Source organism: Streptomyces sp. NPDC032126 (genome assembly GCF_055580085.1).
In genome coordinates this window covers 289891-305649 of the sequence record NZ_JBVIMA010000008.1, presented here as the reverse complement: position 1 = coordinate 305649, position 15759 = coordinate 289891, and the positions used below count along the sequence as shown (strand labels likewise).

The following is a 15759-nucleotide window of genomic DNA, read 5'->3' as shown; positions in this document are numbered from 1 at the left end:
GGTCTACAGGTGCGCTTCCAGGGCGCTGTAGACCTTCTTCCAGGCGTCGGCCCCGGCCTCGGGGTCGTAGTCGGCCGGGCGGTCCGAGCAGGCGAAGCCGTGGCGGGCGCCCGGGTAGGTGACCAGCTCGTGCGGCACCCCGGCCGCGGTGAGCCGCTGCCCGGCCTGCTCCCACTCCTCGGCCGGGATGATGTGGTCCAGTTCGCCGCGAAAGCCCAGCAGGAACGCCCCGCCCTCGGCGATCCGCTCGCTGGTCTCCAGCGGTGGCACGGGGCCGACCAGCGGAAAGCCGCTGTTCAGCAACCATCCCGGATAGAAGACGGCGGCCAGCTCGAAGCGCAGCTCGGTCGCCGCGCGGACCGCGATGTGGCCGCCCATGCTCAGCCCCAGGAAGGCCACGCCCCGTTCCCCGGCATGAGCGCGCGCCGCCGACAGCGCCGCCGAGGCGTCGGCCACCAGCTCGTCGCGGTCCAGGGCGCGCATCAGCACCAGGCCGTTCTCGCGTTCCTCGGCGGAGTACCCGAGTTGGGTGCGGCGGGCGCTGCGCCAGTAGTAGTCGGGTGCCAGTGCCACGTATCCGGCCGCCGCCAACTCCGCGCAGGTGTCGCGGACATAGGCGTTCACGCCGTACAGCTCGGAGCAGACCACCACGGCGCCCCGCACCTCACCCTCCGGGCGGTGCACATACGCCTCGATGCCGCCGGCTTCGCCGACTGTCTCCCATTGACCGGTCATCAGTGCCCCCGTGCAGTGATCGCCAAATGTCGAGTCGATCCTAGTCCGGCTGGGTGTCGCGGGCGGCGCCCGCCGACGCGGCCACCACGCACAGCACCGCGATCCACTGCGACCAGCGCAGCGACTCGTGGAGCACGATCAGACCGATGAGGGCCGCCATCGCCGGTTCGAGGCTCATCAGAACGCCGAACACCCGCGGCGGGATCCTGCGCAGGGCTTCGAGATCCAGTGAGTACGGGATCACCGACGACAACAGCGCCACGCCGAGCCCCGCGACGAGGATCCACGGTTGAACGAGGGCCGTTCCGCTGTCGGCCACGCCGAACGGCACGGCCACCAGGGCGGCCACGGCCATGCCCAGAGCCAGGCCGTCGCCCTCGCTGGTGTGGCGGCCCAGTGCCGCGCCGAGCAGGATGTACAGACCCCAGCACGTCCCCGCGGCGAGGGCGAAGAGGAAACCGGCGAGGTCGAGGTCGCCGCCGCCCTCCATCAGCAGGACCACACCGCCCGTCGCGAGCAGGGCCCAGAAGGCGTCGAGCCAGCGCCTCGACCCGGCCAGGGCGACCACCAGCGGCCCGAGGAACTCGGTGGTCACCGCGATCCCGAGCGGGATGCGGTCCAGGGCCAGGTAGAAGCAGAGGTTCATCAGGCCGAGGGTCACGCCGTAGCCGAGCACCACGGCCCCCGCGCGACGACTCACGCGCAGGGACGGCCGCCACATCAGCAGGAGCACCGCCGCCGCGAAGAGCAGCCGCAACGCGACCGTCCCGAAGCTGCCCACCGCGGTGAACAGGTGCTTGGCCAGGGCCGAGCCCACCTGAACGCTGACAATTCCCAGCAGTATCAGTGCCGTTGGCGGTATCTCGCCGAAGGCACGGGCGGCCTGCGCGGTCAAGGAGGACCGGGAGGACGGGCCGCGTTCGGTCCTGTCGACGCTCATGGTTGCCACGCTGGGATCATCGGGGATCGGGCCCGGCGCGTCACCTGGTTTTCACCGGGACGCGGCGTCGGCTGGGACGTGGGGCAGGGGAGTCGGGACCTGGGAGCAGGGGGAGTTGAACGGCCTCCGGCTCCCAAGTCCCCCTGGTTCAGCGCAGGTCCAGCTCGGCGTAGACCTTGTTGTGGGTGTCGCGGACGGTGATCCGCGAGACGTCGAGGCCATCGTTGCCATGGCCCGCCGGAAGGTCGACGGTGGCGTACCAGACGCCCCAGCCGGGCTTGCCCGCGAGCTCCAGGAGGTTGCCGTGCACGACCCCGGCGGTGGTGCGGATCGTGACGCGCGAGGCGGTGCCGGTGCCGCCGTAGTACAGACCGGACAGGAGGTAGTGGTCGCCCAGGCCCTCCGACTGCATCGACACACCGGGCTGGCTGAGGTCGATGTTTCCGTCGACCACGCTGCGGAACTGCGGATCGGGGTTCTCCGGCGTCGTCCAGTGCTTGCCCTCCGCCGTCAGCCAGATCTCGGCGCCGCCGGGCACCTGCACGTGCTCTTCCGGGGCGACGATCCGGGCCGAAGGGGCCTTCCGCGCGACGGAGTCGGCGGTGACCGGCGCCGCCTTGTGCTGCGGTGCGGCGTATGCCGCCGTGGGCGTCCCGATCAGGGCGACGGCGACCGCGATGGCGGCGGCGTACTGGTGGATCCGGGTCATGGAACGAACAACTCCTTGCGGTGTACGCGACGTTCGGACGAAGGGAGGGCGCCTCTCCCTTCCCCTAGACCACCGTTGTCCGCCGAACGGTTGTCCACTCGCCGCACTGTGCGGCCTCGCACCAATTGGTTGTGCTCCCGCTCGCTGTGGAAGGCCCGCTCGCGTCACCACTCGGCGAGGAGGGGAGATTCCGGTTCGTGCCGCCGCCAGGCCTCGGTGAGACGGACGAGACGGGCGGGGTCGGCGATGCCGCGCACGGTCCCGATCCTGCCGCCCGCCAGGTCGAACGTCACGGCGCCGACGACCTGGTCGCCGCGCACGTTGAGGAGGGCGGGAGCGCCGTTGACGAGGGCGAAGTGGAAGGCGGACACGCCGCCCACAAATCGCCGTTTCGCGGGTGTGGGTCTGAAGCCGGCGCGTGCCACGGCGGCGACACGCTCCGGGGTGTCGTACCGCAGCAGCTTCTCGGCCAGGCCCGCCCCGTCGGAGATCGCGGTCGCGTCATCGGTGAGCAACGCCACCAGTCGTTCGGTGCGGCCCGAGGAGGCGGCGGCGAGGAACTCCTCGACGATCCTGCGGGCGGACGCCCGGTCGACTTCGGCGCCGCCCCGGCGCGCGGCGGTGATACGGCGCCGGGCCCGGTGCAGGTGCTGCTGGCTCGCGGACTCTGTGATGTCGAGGATCTCGGCGATCTCGCCGTGGCTGTACGAGAACGCCTCGCGCAGCACGTAGACCGCCCGTTCGTGCGGTGACAGGCGTTCCATGAGCGTCAGCACGGCCAGGGAGACCGATTCGCGCTGCTCGAAGGTGTCGGCCGGGCCCAGCATCGGGTCCCCGTCGAGGAGCGGCTCGGGCAGCCAGGCGCCGGTCGTGCGCTCGCGGCGGGCCCGCGCCGAGCGGAGCCGGTCGAGGCACAGGTTGGTGACGACCTTGGTCAGCCAGGCCTCCGGCACCTTGATCCGCTGCCGGTCGGCGGACTGCCAGTGCAGGAACGCGTCCTGCACGGCGTCCTCGGCGTCGGCGGCGGAGCCCAGCAGCCGGTACGCCAGCGAGGCCAGCCGGTCCCGGCCGGCCTCGAACCGACTGGCGTCGAAGCGATCGGCATCGGCGCGATCGACGTCAGAGCGATCGGCATCGGAGCGTTCGGTGTCGGTGCTGTCCACCCGGATCACTCTAGGCGGCCACGCGGTTCTCGGTGAACGCCGGTGTTGCGGCGGCCAGGTGGCGCTTGCGCTTGGGCAGGCAGAACGTCGGATGCGAGGTGGCCCACAGCGAGGTCCTGAGGATGCCCGCCTTGATCCGCGCGGCCTTTCGCCCACCCAGGTACGTCGGCTTCGCCCGCGCCTCGGCGTCGACCGTCTGCAGGATCCCGTCCCGCCGCCCGAGGCTGATGGTGTTGGCCACGTACTCCAGCTTGGTGTGGGGGACCTTGCGGCCGGTCAGGTTCCCCACGATCGCGGCGACTGCCTGCATGCCGGTGTAGCCGGCCGAGGCGCAGGACATCGGCAGGGCCCGGCCGTTGTCGCCGATGGCGTGGACGCTGTCGCCGACGGCGTACACGGTGGGGTGCGAGACCGACCGCATGGTGCGGTCGACGACGATACGACCGTCCCCGGTGACCTCGAGTCCTCCGACGGCGGCGATGGAACTGACCGCGAACCCGGCCGTCCACACCGTCGCGTCGGACGCCAGAACGGTGCCGTCGGCGCACAACACCCGTGTCTCTTCGACGGCTTCGACGAAGGTGTGCTCCAGGATTGTGATGCCCAGCCGGTCGCAGGCCTCGCGCACATGATCGCGGGCTCCGGCGGAGAGCGGAGCGGCGAGCTCGCCGCGGGCCACCAGCGTCACCGACAGGCCGGGCCGGGACTCGGCGAGCTCGGTCGCGGTCTCGATGCCGGTCAACCCGTCGCCGACGACCAGCACACGCCCGCCGTCGCCCCGCTCTTCCAGGCTGTCCAGACGCTCGCGCAGGCGGAGCGCCGCGGGTCGGCGGGTGACGTGGAACGCGTGCTCGGCCACGCCGGGGACACCGTGGTCGGCGACGTGGCTGCCGAGCGCGTAGACCAGCGTGTCGTAACCGAGTTCGCCGCCGCCTCCGGCGTCGGCCACGGCGACGACCTGACGCTCCGGGTCGACGGCGGTGACCCGGGCCAGGCGCAGGCGAATGCCCGTGCCCCTGAACACGTCGGTGAGTTGGGGAGCGTCGATCTCCTGGCCCGCCGCGAGCTGGTGCAGCCGCAGCCGCTGGACGAAGTCCGGTTCGGCGTTGACCACGGTGATCTCGCAGTCCGCCGGGGACAGCCGGCGGGCCAGGTTCCCGGCCACATAGGCCCCGGCGTACCCGGCGCCGAGGACGACGATGCGGTGCTTCATGCGTTGCTCCTGTCGTTGCGCTTGCTTCGGCTGGTTCCGCTGCTTGAGCGGAACAGCGGCCCGATTCCTGACAGGAACCGCATGTGGCGTGGGTCACAGGGTGACGGGGCCTGTACGACCATCGGTTCGCACCCTCGTCCTGGCCCCGAGGAGCGGTGGACCGGACCGGGATCACAGGGCGGAGCTGCGGGCTCGGGCCGACGCCGGTGATCGGAACGCCGCTGGTCGGCTGGGGGAGTTGCTAGCCAAGCAGGGCGACCGGGAAGGAGCCCTGCGGTTGTGGGCCCGAACGTACGGCGACAGAACCCCGCAGGGCTCCACGCGGAGTACCTCGACACGCTGGACGACAGTGAACGCGCGGACAGGTGGGGAATCCCTACGGCCCGAACGGCTGCCGCAGCCACGAGGCGAGGGTCGCGAAGTCCTCGTCGGTGAGCCCCGTCCGCGCGTCGACCCGGTGGAGCAGGGCAGGTCCCGGGTGGTGGGCGGCGACCCAGGTCCGGTCGGTGTCCGTGATCTCGTCATCGACCCAGACGAAGGGCCGTCCCGCCGCCCATGTGACGAGACCGCGGGTCTTCCAGTGCAGTCCGTCGCGTTCGTCCCGCTCATCGGCATCGGACGGTTCGGGCCAGGCCACGACCCTTAGCGGCGGGAGACCGATCAGCGGTGCGATGCACTGGTTCGCGTCGTCCATCCACGTCGTGGCCCAGACGACCTCGCACCCCAGCGCGGCCAGTTTGGGTCCGTGCTCGGGGTCGATCCTGGTCAGGAGCGGATTCGTGCCCGATTCCGGCAGAGCGAGAGCCGCCGCGTACGTCGGATACCGCTGCGGCTCCGCGCCGAACGGGATGAGCGGGCCGTCGACGTCGAGGAACAGCAACGGACGCCACGCGCAGTCGGTCACGTCACACAGGATAGTGAGGGACAGGGGTATCGGCCTCCGTGGCGACGGCCGACGCGGACAGGAGTGTCGTCGCGGCGAGGCTGCCCCAGAGGGCCGTGGAGCCGTAGGGCGCGAGGGTGGTGATCACCGCGGGGGAGACGGCGAGTCCGAAGCCCGTGGAGAGTTCGAAGCGGGCGAGGGTGCGGCCCAGGACGTGGGCCGGGGCGAGGGCGGTGACGAGTGCGGTGGCGCTGCCGGCGTAGATGATCTCGCCGATGGTGCAGACCACGGACACGGCGGCGACGGCCGGCGTCCCCCAGCCGTGTCCCAGTGACGTGGCGGCGAGGAAGCCGAGGTAGGACGCCGTGAGGACGACGCCGGCGAGAGCCAGCACGGTCCGCCGGGAGAAGCGGGACATCGCGACGGTGATCGGAACCTGCAAGGCGACCACCAGCACGGTGTTGGCCACGAAGATGGCCGCCGACCACACGGGGGACGCGTGCAGCTGGGTCACCAGGACCAGAGGGAGCGCGATCTCGGGGACGTTGAGGCAGAAGACGTAGATGACGTTGGCGGCCAGCAGCGCCCGCATACGGGGTGGGCGACCGTCGTCCCCGTCCCGGGCCGGGGCGGCGGCCGGATCCGTACGGAGGCCGACCGACCCCGCCAGGGCCGCCGCGGCGAGATAGGCCAGCCCCGTGACGGCGGCCAGCGCCCGCAACGCGGTGGTGCCGCCCGCCAGGCACACGGTGGCGATGAGCGCGCCCACACCGAGGCCGGCATTGCGCAGTGAGCGCGCCGCTGCCAGGGCCGCGTCCCGTTCCCGGCCGTGGGCGACGGTGGCCACGAGAGCCGCGTGGGCGGCCGGCCACGCCTGGTTGCCGATGCCGAGGAACAGCGCCGCCGTCGCGAAGAGCGAGACGTGGCCGGCCGGGGTGGCCAGCAGCAGCCCCACCCCCAGGACCCGCACCAGCATCGACGCGGCCACGACCGTGCTGCGTGCGCCCCGGTCCAGCCAACGGCCCACGCCGGGCACGCACACCAGACCCACGACGACGCCGACCGTCATCGCGGTGCCGGTCGCCGGCGCGGACAGCCGCAGGACCGTCACCCCGTACAGCAGCAGGAAGGGCCGCAGCAGGCCGGTGCCGAGCGCGTCCACGGCCAGGGCGACGGCGTAGCGGGCGCCGCCGGAGGCCCGGACGAGGGAACGGGGCCGGATCTTGGTGGTGGTTGTCATGACGTCAGACGGTGCGGTGTGCGGCCGGTTCGGCCACGCCGGTTGACGGATACCGTCAACCGGCGGAGTCGTCGGCCGTGCGGTCGGTGATGATGAGGGGTGACGTTGAGGATCGACATCAGCGGCCTGCCGTCCGAGCGACTGCGGTTCGCCGCCTCCCCGCTGGCCGAACTGACCGCGATGCTGCACGTGTTGGCCGAGCCGGGGCACCATCCGCAGCTCGCCGACTGGGCCGCGGAGGTCAGGACCCGGCTGCGGCCCGAGCTGGCCGAGCGGCTCATGGAGGCGGACTTCCTCTGGCGTTCCTCACAAGCGGACTTCCTCCTGCCCGCCCGGCCCCGGCCGACCCTCGCCGAGGAGCTGGACGAGGTGGACCGGATCGACGACGAGAAGTACGTCACCGCCGCGCTCGTCACGACGTGCGGCAGCAATCGGGTCCACTTCGGCGCCCCCTCACCGCTCACCGACGCCACCGCCCGCGAGCGGGCCCTGGACCTGGCCCAGGCCCGGGGCGCGCGGCAGGAGGCGTTCGCGGAACGGCTGCTCGCCGACCCGGCCGCCGTACGGGCGCGGGTGCGCCACACCCTCGAACAGTGCGCCGAGGCCTTCTTCGACGCCGCCTGGACGGACGTGGCCGTGCAGATCGCCACCGACCTGCGCCTGAAGAACGACCTGCTCAAGCGCCAGGGGATCGGCGCGGCACTCGCATCGGTCTCCGGCGCGGTCACGCTGGCACCGGACGGCGACTGCATCGTCGTGGACAAGCTCCAGGACAAGGCGACCTCCGCTCACCGCACCGGGGTCACCTTCATCCCCAGCGTCTTCGGCAGCCCCCACCTGGTGGTGGTCCACGCGCCCGGTTGGCAGCCCGTGGTGCAGTACCCCGTGGCCGAGCCGCGTCCGGCGGAGCCCGTATCGCTGGAAACGGTCACCCTACGGCTGGAGGCACTCGCGCATCCCGTACGACTGCGGCTGCTGCGCAGCCTGGCCCGTGGCCCGCACACCACCAGCGAGCTGGCGCACATGTGGGAACTCTCGCCGCCGGAGGTCTCCCGCCACCTCGCCGCTCTGCGCCGGGCGGGCCTGCTCGCGGCCCGGCGCCACGGCCGTTACGTCCGCTACACCCTGGACCTGACCGAGGTGACAACCCTGGGCGACGACCTGCTGGGGGCCGTACTGCGCTGAGCCCGTGGTCCCCTACTCGTCCGCCTGCGGCACCCGGACGACCGCGACCCCTCCGTCCAGGTCCACGGTCGTCCGGTGCGGCGGCGCCCCGTCCTCCTCGTCGTCCCGCATGACCAGGGAGGACTGCCGCTCCTTGAGTTCGTTCTGCTTTCCCGGCGAGAAGCTCGCGTGCAGCTGCTCGAAGCCGGTCGCCGATATCTGGCCCTGCCGGCCGCTGTTCCGCCACGGCAACAGGCCGGCGCGGCCGGCCCTGAGGAGGAGCTGGTCCGCGAAGGCCACGGCGGTCAGCGCGATGACCAGTCCCGGCAAGGTCATGAAGACGGCGAATCCCATGCCCCGATTATCGACGCCGGCGGCACGATGTCACCGGGCCTTGTTCCGGCTACCGACGCCGGCACAGCGCCGCGTCGACCGCCCCCTGGAGGTGCCGCAGGCTGCTGCCTTCGGCGGCCCAGGTCGTCGTGTAGACGGTCACGGTGCCGCGTTTGCCCGTGGCCCTGCCGCCGCCCACCGAGTCGCCCGGCAGATCGCCGCCGTGGCCCCAGTACACGCCGCCGCAGCTGAGCGGGATGGAGGCGACGCCGTAGCCGTAGCGGCTGCCCGCCGGGTAGACGTCGCGGCCGCCGACGTCGGTGGTGTCGTGGGTCATCAGGCGTACCGCCCAGCCCGGCAGGAGCCGGCCGCCGAACAGGCCGTCCCAGAAGGCGTTGAGGTCCCTGGGCGTGGAGACGAGTCCGCCGGACGCGCCGAACTCATAGCCGGGAAGCTCCGTCACATCCACTCGCCCGGCTTGCGGATGTGCCGGGTGGATGCCGTAGTTGCGGGCGTGCGGCCCCCGCAGGCCCAGCTCGCCGGGCGCGGGCCAGTAGGTGTCGTCGAGGTGCAGCGGACGCAGCACGGTGCGTTCGATGTAGGTGCGGAAGTCGACGCCCGCGGCCTTGTCGATCACCATGCCGAGGACGAGGTAGTTGGTGTTGGAGTAGCCCCAGTCGGTGCCCGGTTCGAAGAGCGGCTGCTCCTTGAGGGCGAGAGCGAGATAGTCCTCGGACGTGCCGGGCCGGCTCCAGTCGACCAGTGATGCGTACTCCGGCAGTCCACTGGTCTGCTTGAGCAACTGGCGTACGGTGATGGGGCGTTCGGCGAGCTGCGGCACGTAGGTGCCCGCCCGGTCGTCGAGTCGGATCCGCCCCTCCGCCACCAGACGCATCACGGCCGTCGCGGTGAAGGCTTTGGTGTTGCTGGCCAACCGGAAGCGGCCGTGCGCGTCGACCATCGGCCGGCCCGACTCCAGGTCCGCGACCCCGGCGGTACGGGTCGCCGTACCGTCGTACGCGAGGGCGCCCGGGACCCCGTCCCGTTGGACGAGCCGATCCAACTGCCGTTGCACCAGATCCGGTGATGCGGCCGCCGCCACCGGAGCGAACGCCCCGGTGAGTGTTGCGGCGAGCAGGACCGCGGCGGCAAGGCGCGTGCGGGACATGGCTGTTCTCCCCCTGGTCGTGGCCCGTCTCGCGCGGGCCGGTCGATCGCTCACGGACGACCTTTCCAGGGTCCCGGGCCGAGATCAGTACGACAGCCCCGCGCATCGGCGCTGGGGCCACCCCCCTTGACAAGGCCGCTCGTGTCACCCGCCCGTCCGATGGCCACGCCTGGCAGGATGGCGGCATGGAACGTGTGCTTGGCATCGGTGGCTATTTCCTGCGCGCCGCCGACCCGGTGGCCCTGAGCGCCTGGTACCGCGACTGCCTGGGCCTTGAGGCCGATGAGAACGGCGTGTGGCATCAGGGAGCCGGGCCGACGGTGTTCGCGACGTTCGAGTCGGACACCGACTACTTCGGGTCCCGCACCCAGCAGACCATGCTCAACTTCCGGGTCCGCGACCTCGACGCGATGCTCGCGCAGCTGCGCGGCAAAGGCGCGGACGTGGCCGAGGAGACGCAGGACATGGACGGTGTCGGCCGATTCGGCTGGGTCACCGATCCGGAAGGCAACCGGGTCGAGCTGTGGCAGCCCGCCTGACCCGGGTTGAATTCGGTGGCGCCGGGAGAGGAAGTGGGTCAGGCTCGCGCTCATGGTTTCGGTAGTGCAGAACGTGGCGATCGACTGCGCGGACGCGTATGAACTGGCCCGGTTCTGGAGCGGAGTGACGGGCCGTCCCTTGCATCCGGAGGACAGACCGGGGGCCCGCGAGACCCAGGTGCTGCTGGCGGAGGGTCCGGTGCTGTACTTCAACCAGGTGCCCGAGCCCAAGAAGATCAAGAACCGCATCCATCTGTGCCTGCGTCCTGAGACCTCGCGCGATCAGGAGGTGGAACGGCTGCTCGGCCTCGGTGCCACCTTCGTCACCGACCACCGGAACCCCGATGGCACCGGCTGGGCAGTCCTCGCCGACCCGGAAGGCAACGAGTTCTGCGTCCTGCGCAGTGAGTCCGACCGGGCCACGACGGATTCCTGACGCCCCACGCCGTCCTGGCCGCCTCCGGGACCGGTCGCCTCACGCCAAGCCGTTGTCAGGGGTCAGGCCGCTGAGCTTGTCGGGGTTCACCTGGAAGCGCAGGTTGTGGATGCGGCCGTCCTCGATGTCGTAGGACAGGGCGCCGACGGTGTGCCCGTCGAGCGTGGCCAGGATGCCGAGTTCGCCGTTGATGACGGCCGGTTCCATGGTCAGGGCGGCCAGTTGGGGCTTGGTCAGGAAGCCCACCAGCCAACGCGCGACGTGGTCGACGCCGTGGACCGGTCGGCGGGCCGCGGTGACCTTGCCGCCGCCGTCGGACCAGGCGGTCACCTCGGGGGCGAGCAGCTCCATCACGGCGTTGAGATCGCCGCCCGAGCAGGCGTCGAGGAAGCGGGCGGTGATCTGCCGGCGCCGGTCGGGGTCGGTGTCGTAGCGGGGGCGGCGGGCCTGGACATGTGCGCGGGCGCGGTGGGCGATCTGCCGGATCGTCGCCTCGGGGCGTTCGAGGGCCTCGGCGATCTCGCCGTGCGTGTAGCCGAAGACCTCGCGGAGCAGGAAGACGGCGCGTTCCACGGGGCTGAGGGATTCCAGCACGACCAGCATGGCCGTGGAGACGGAGTCGGCCAGTTCGGCCTCCGAGGCGATGTCCGGGGACGTCAGCAGGGGTTCCGGCAGCCACGGTCCGACGTAGGTCTCCCGGGTGGCCCGCGCGGAGGTGAGCCGGTTCAGGGCGAGGTTGGTGACCGTGCGCACGAGGTAGGCCTTGGGGTGGCTGACCGTGCCGCGGTCCGTGGTGCTCCACTTCAGCCAGGCGTCCTGCAGAACGTCCTCCGCGTCGGTGACGCTGCCCAGCATCCGGTAGGCCGTGACGAACAGCAGCCTGCGGTGTTCTAGGTACGGGTCCTGCCCGGCGTCGGTGTCGATCACCAGTTCATGCTGCCAGCGCCGTGACCCGGGCGGCAAGGCGTGGATCACGGCGCCGGGAGCCGGCGTGCCGGTCATGCCACGGGCGTACGCGTGGCGCGGCCGCCCTTGGAGACGAAGGTGGTGACGTTCATGCGCTTGCTGAGCCGGTACGTCGTCAGGGGGCTGCCGCTGACGAGTTCCTTGTACACGACGGCGGCGCGGCCGGTGAGGCACTGCCGGCGCGGAGTGAAGTCGGCCCTGGTGAACTGGATGACGGCGTCCCGGCGGCCGAGGCTGACGGGCCGGTGGTAGTAGCCGAAGCGGAACGGCTTGACGGCCTTGCCGCGCACCAGCCGCGCGATGGTGTCGGCGGTGTACTGGGCGGTGGGCAGTCCGCTCTGGCAGGAGCCGTGGAGCTGCCCCCAGGCCAGGCGGATCGCGGCGGCGTCACCGATGGCGTGGATCTCCGGGTGGGACACCGACCGCAGCGTGGCGTCGACCAGGATCAGCCCGCGCTCGTCGGTGGCGATCCCCGCGTCGGCGGCGAGCGGCGGCACCGTCACTCCGGCCGTCCAGAGGCAGGCGTCGGAGTGGATGTTCCGGCCGTCGGCCAGTTCGACGGCGTCGGGCAGCACCTTGGTGACGCGGGAGCCGGTCTCCCGGGTGATGCCGAGGCGGTCCAGCGCGCGGTGGAGATGGGCGCGGGCCTTGGTGCCCATCGTGGCGCCGGGTTCGTCGGAGCCGATCAGCGTGACGGCCGCACCGGGGTGGCTCTCGGCGATCTCCGTGGCCGCCTCGATGCCGGTCAGTCCGGCGCCGCACACGGTGATCGTGCCGCCGGCCGCGGCGACCTCGGTGAGCCGCGCGGCGAACCGGCCGGCGACCTCCGGGTCGTTCAGGGTGAACGCGTGGACGTCCGCGCCGGGGACCTTCGTGATGTCGGTCGAGCTGCCCAGCGCGTAGACGAGCGTGTCGTAGCGGAGCGAGGACATGGCGCCGTCGATGGTGATGCGCCGGGTGTCCGGATCGATGGCGGTGGCGGTGCCCTGGACGAAGGTGACGCCGGTGCCGGCGAGCAGGTCGGGGATCCGGTGGTCGGCGAGCTGCTGTCCGGCGGCGATCTGGTGCATCCGCAGCCGCTCGACGAACCGGCTCGTCGGATTGACCAGGGTGATCTTCACTCCGGGGCGGCGGGTGCGGTGCGCCAGCCGGACAGCGGTGAACATGCCCGTGTAGCCGGCGCCGAGTACGACGATGTGGTGGCTGCTGCTCATCTCGATCTCCCGAGGTCGGTCACCGGCCGTGGTGCCGATGACACCTAGGGGACAGACGGCGCCCGCCCGACGTGACAGGTCGCAGATGTGACCTGCGTCACACTATGTGTGGGGGGAGTCAGAGGCTGGAGAGCAGGGCGTCGAGCGGGGCCGGGACGTTGTCCGGGCCGAGGGCCTCGACGAGCACGCGGGCATAGTGGATCTTGCGCCCCTTCTTCGTCCCGAAGAAACGCCGGTACTGCCGCTGCGGGGCGCGGCCCTGCTGCGCGGGCTGGCGCAGGAAGGTCCGCAGGGCGCGCAGGTCCCCTTCCGCCTGTACGAGCTCCTCCACCTGCGGCACGCCCAGCGCGCGGATGAGTTCGTCCTCCAGATCCGCCGCGCAGACGAAGAAGCCGTGCGGCGTCGCGCCGGCCCGTTCGAAGCCGCGGGCGTAGAAGGAGCCCTCCGCCTCGTCGCACAGCCCGGTCAGCCGCAGCCCCAGGCCGGGAGGGCCGAGGAGGCGGGCGTAGTGGCCCACGCTCATCGCTCCGCCGATCGCCAGGACGCAGACCTCCTCGGCTGCCAGGTTCCGGCCGCGGCTCTCCGCCAGGGCGTTGACCGCGGCGACATCGCTCGGCCCTTCGAGCAGGACGGCCACCCGGACGGGCAGTCGCGCCGCCAGCTCCCGTGCCGCGTCGCCGGGGCCGCCCGCCGCCCACGCCGTGACCGCGTCCCGGAACGCCCCCATGTCAGCCATGCGAGCAGTCTCGGCCCGTTCCCGCCGCGGCGCGAGGGAATTTCCGCTGGTGCGCGGGCCCGGGTCGAGACGTGGCGTGCCCGAAGGTCGAGATTCTCCTGGCTGATATCTATCGCCATGGCTGGATCTGGTGCATCGTGGTGCCCACGGGATCCGCCACCCCCGGGTGGATCCCCTTGCCGGGCCCTGCCGAGCGATGTCCTGCCGGCAGGGCCCGCCGCGCCTCCCGGCTCCCCACGGGAGGCTTGCGGCTGCCCATGTCCCGCCGAACCCTTGTGTCGCCGACTCGCCGAAGCAATGGGCCTGTTGGCTGCATCCCGGTCGCCTCCCGCCGAGTCGGCGCGGCCCTGACCCTTTCGGCCGACCGGTTACGCGTCCAGCCCGGCCGAGCAGGGGAGAATGGGGCCGTAACTGACGGTCGACCCTTGCGGAGGAGCGGGGACATGCAGGACGCGCGAGCGGGACAGGTCGCCGGACCCGAGGACCTCATCGATGTGGCCCGCCTGGTCACGGCGTACTACGCGCTGCATCCCGACCCGGCCGAGCCCGGGCAACGGGTCGCCTTCGGCACCTCCGGACACCGCGGCTCGTCCCTGGCGTCGGCGTTCAACGAGGACCACATCGCGGCCACCAGCCAGGCCATCTGCGAATACCGCGCCGCCCAGGGCACCGATGGCCCCCTCTTCCTCGGCGCCGACACCCACGCCCTGTCCGAGCCCGCCCGGATCACGGCCCTGGAGGTCTTCGCCGCCAACGACGTGACCGTCCTCATCGACCAGTCCGACGGCTACACGCCCACCCCGGCGGTCTCGCACGCCATCCTCACGTACAACCGCGGCCGCACGTCCGGCCTCGCCGACGGCGTCGTGGTCACCCCCTCGCACAACCCGCCCGCCGACGGCGGTTTCAAGTACAACCCGCCGAGCGGCGGGCCGGCCGGTTCCGAGGCGACCTCCTGGATCCAGGACCGCGCCAACGAGATCATCACCGGCGGCCTGAAGGACGTACGGCGCATCCCCTACGCCCGCGCCCTGACCGCCCCCGGCACCGGCCGCCACGACTTCCTCGGCGCCTACGTGGCCGACCTGCCGAACGTACTGGACCTGGACGCCATCCGGTCCGCCGGCGTCCGCATCGGCGCCGATCCGCTGGGCGGCGCCTCGGTCGCCTACTGGGGCCGTATCGCCGAACAGCACGGCCTCGACCTCACGGTCGTGAACCCGCTCACCGACCCCACCTGGCGCTTCATGACGCTGGACTGGGACGGCAAGATCCGCATGGACTGCTCCTCGCCGTACGCCATGGCCTCGCTCATCGAGCGGCGCGACCGGTTCGACATCGCGACCGGCAACGACGCCGACGCCGACCGGCACGGCATCGTCACGCCCGACGGCGGCCTGATGAACCCCAACCACTACCTGGCCGTGGCGATCTCCTACCTCTTCTCCCACCGGGACCAATGGCCCGCCGGCGCCGGGATCGGCAAGACCCTCGTATCGTCCAGCATGATCGACCGGGTCGCGGCGGACGTCGGCCGGCCCCTCGTCGAGGTCCCGGTCGGATTCAAGTGGTTCGTGGACGGCCTGTCCGACGGAACCCTCGGCTTCGGCGGCGAGGAGTCGGCGGGCGCGTCCTTCCTGCGCCGCGACGGGTCGGTGTGGACCACCGACAAGGACGGCATCCTCCTGGCCCTGCTCGCCTCCGAGATCACGGCCGTCACGGGCAGCACCCCTTCGCAGCACTACGCCCGGCTCACCGACCGCTTCGGCGCCCCCGCCTACGCGCGCGTGGACGCCCCGGCCTCCCGCGAGGAGAAGGCGCTGCTCGCCAGGCTGTCCCCGCGCCAGGTCACCGCCGACACCCTCGCCGGTGAGCCGGTCACCACGGTGCTCACCGAGGCGCCCGGCAACGGGGCGGCCCTCGGCGGGATCAAGGTCGCCACGGCCAACGCCTGGTTCGCGGCCCGTCCATCGGGCACCGAGGACGTCTACAAGATCTACGCCGAGTCCTTCCTCGGCCCGGACCACCTGCGGCGGATCCAGGAGGAGGCCAGGTCCGTCGTCCTCGCGGCACTGAACGCCTGACACCGCAAACGGCGCAGCCGCCGGTGCCAGGCCGCCGCGCTCGCGTGGGTGCGTAGCGGGCCCCGCCCCCACGGAGGTCCGCGCCCGCTCAACGGCCGTTGCCGGGAACCCTCTTGCCCGAGTGTCATGGCACCGTCATCCTTGTCTCCGAACTTTCTACCCGCATAGACCCACAGAGACACGCTCCACGTGCTCCACCTGACAGTGCGACACCGACCACTCGCCCCAGGAGGATC

At 71.8% G+C, this 15759-nt stretch carries 16 protein-coding genes; 4 read left to right on the top strand and 12 right to left on the bottom strand.

What is annotated here, in order from left to right; all coding sequences use genetic code 11:
* Positions 1-3: 3 nt before the first annotated feature.
* The 7 genes from ACZ5NW_RS28870 to ACZ5NW_RS28840 form a co-directional block, all read right to left on the bottom strand.
* Positions 4-735: a dienelactone hydrolase family protein gene (locus ACZ5NW_RS28870; protein ID WP_468746869.1), complete on the bottom strand. Its 732-nt coding sequence runs from the start codon at positions 733-735 to the stop codon at positions 4-6.
* A gap of 40 nt (positions 736-775) precedes the next feature.
* On the bottom strand, positions 776-1675 hold the full coding sequence (locus ACZ5NW_RS28865) for an EamA family transporter (RefSeq protein WP_468746868.1): 900 nt from the start codon (positions 1673-1675) through the stop codon (positions 776-778).
* 148 nt (positions 1676-1823) lie between these two features.
* Positions 1824-2384: a hypothetical protein gene (locus ACZ5NW_RS28860; protein ID WP_468746867.1), complete on the bottom strand. Its 561-nt coding sequence runs from the start codon at positions 2382-2384 to the stop codon at positions 1824-1826.
* Positions 2385-2548: 164 nt separating this feature from the next.
* On the bottom strand, positions 2549-3547 hold the full coding sequence (locus tag ACZ5NW_RS28855) for a sigma-70 family RNA polymerase sigma factor (protein WP_468746866.1): 999 nt from the start codon (positions 3545-3547) through the stop codon (positions 2549-2551).
* Positions 3548-3557: 10 nt separating this feature from the next.
* The gene (locus ACZ5NW_RS28850) at positions 3558-4760 is read right to left on the bottom strand and encodes an NAD(P)/FAD-dependent oxidoreductase (RefSeq protein ID WP_468746865.1); all 1203 of its coding nucleotides are present in this window, start codon (positions 4758-4760) and stop codon (positions 3558-3560) included.
* Positions 4761-5136: 376 nt separating this feature from the next.
* A complete protein-coding gene (locus ACZ5NW_RS28845) occupies positions 5137-5664 on the bottom strand; it encodes an HAD domain-containing protein (protein ID WP_468746864.1) in 528 nt (175 codons plus the stop codon).
* A 1-nt stretch (position 5665) separates the two neighbouring features.
* Entirely contained in the window at positions 5666-6883 is a 1218-nt protein-coding gene (locus tag ACZ5NW_RS28840) for an MFS transporter (RefSeq protein ID WP_468746863.1), read from the bottom strand.
* Between the two features lie 99 nt (positions 6884-6982).
* Between ACZ5NW_RS28840 and ACZ5NW_RS28835 the strand changes: the two genes are divergently transcribed.
* On the top strand, positions 6983-8068 hold the full coding sequence (locus ACZ5NW_RS28835) for a DUF5937 family protein (protein WP_468746862.1): 1086 nt from the start codon (positions 6983-6985) through the stop codon (positions 8066-8068).
* Between the two features lie 12 nt (positions 8069-8080).
* Here ACZ5NW_RS28835 and ACZ5NW_RS28830 read toward each other — a convergent pair whose 3' ends face one another.
* Together ACZ5NW_RS28830 and ACZ5NW_RS28825 are read right to left on the bottom strand one after the other, a co-directional pair.
* On the bottom strand, positions 8081-8401 hold the full coding sequence (locus ACZ5NW_RS28830) for a DUF6191 domain-containing protein (protein ID WP_468746861.1): 321 nt from the start codon (positions 8399-8401) through the stop codon (positions 8081-8083).
* Positions 8402-8450: 49 nt separating this feature from the next.
* Positions 8451-9548 (bottom strand): serine hydrolase domain-containing protein, encoded by a 1098-nt coding sequence (locus ACZ5NW_RS28825; RefSeq protein WP_468746860.1) that lies wholly within the window; start codon positions 9546-9548, stop codon positions 8451-8453.
* A gap of 185 nt (positions 9549-9733) precedes the next feature.
* On the opposite strand from ACZ5NW_RS28825, the gene ACZ5NW_RS28820 reads away from it, so the two are divergent.
* Together ACZ5NW_RS28820 and ACZ5NW_RS28815 are read left to right on the top strand one after the other, a co-directional pair.
* Entirely contained in the window at positions 9734-10087 is a 354-nt protein-coding gene (locus ACZ5NW_RS28820) for a VOC family protein (RefSeq protein ID WP_468746859.1), read from the top strand.
* 52 nt (positions 10088-10139) lie between these two features.
* The gene (locus ACZ5NW_RS28815; protein WP_468746858.1) at positions 10140-10523 is read left to right on the top strand and encodes a VOC family protein; all 384 of its coding nucleotides are present in this window, start codon (positions 10140-10142) and stop codon (positions 10521-10523) included.
* Positions 10524-10562: 39 nt separating this feature from the next.
* Here ACZ5NW_RS28815 and ACZ5NW_RS28810 read toward each other — a convergent pair whose 3' ends face one another.
* The 3 genes from ACZ5NW_RS28810 to ACZ5NW_RS28800 all read right to left on the bottom strand — a co-directional run bounded on the left by ACZ5NW_RS28810 (position 10563) and on the right by ACZ5NW_RS28800 (position 13439).
* Positions 10563-11525: an RNA polymerase sigma-70 factor gene (locus ACZ5NW_RS28810; RefSeq protein ID WP_468746857.1), complete on the bottom strand. Its 963-nt coding sequence runs from the start codon at positions 11523-11525 to the stop codon at positions 10563-10565.
* A complete protein-coding gene (locus ACZ5NW_RS28805) occupies positions 11522-12703 on the bottom strand; it encodes an NAD(P)/FAD-dependent oxidoreductase (protein ID WP_468746856.1) in 1182 nt (393 codons plus the stop codon). Before ACZ5NW_RS28805 ends, ACZ5NW_RS28810 begins: the two co-directional genes overlap by 4 nt.
* A 118-nt stretch (positions 12704-12821) precedes the next feature.
* Positions 12822-13439 (bottom strand): TOPRIM nucleotidyl transferase/hydrolase domain-containing protein, encoded by a 618-nt coding sequence (locus ACZ5NW_RS28800; protein ID WP_468746855.1) that lies wholly within the window; start codon positions 13437-13439, stop codon positions 12822-12824.
* Between the two features lie 443 nt (positions 13440-13882).
* Here ACZ5NW_RS28800 and pgm point away from each other — a divergent pair, with 443 nt between their 5' ends.
* Positions 13883-15523, top strand: coding sequence for a phosphoglucomutase (alpha-D-glucose-1,6-bisphosphate-dependent) (gene pgm, locus ACZ5NW_RS28795; RefSeq protein WP_468746854.1), 1641 nt, complete (start codon positions 13883-13885; stop codon positions 15521-15523).
* Positions 15524-15759 lie beyond the last annotated feature (236 nt).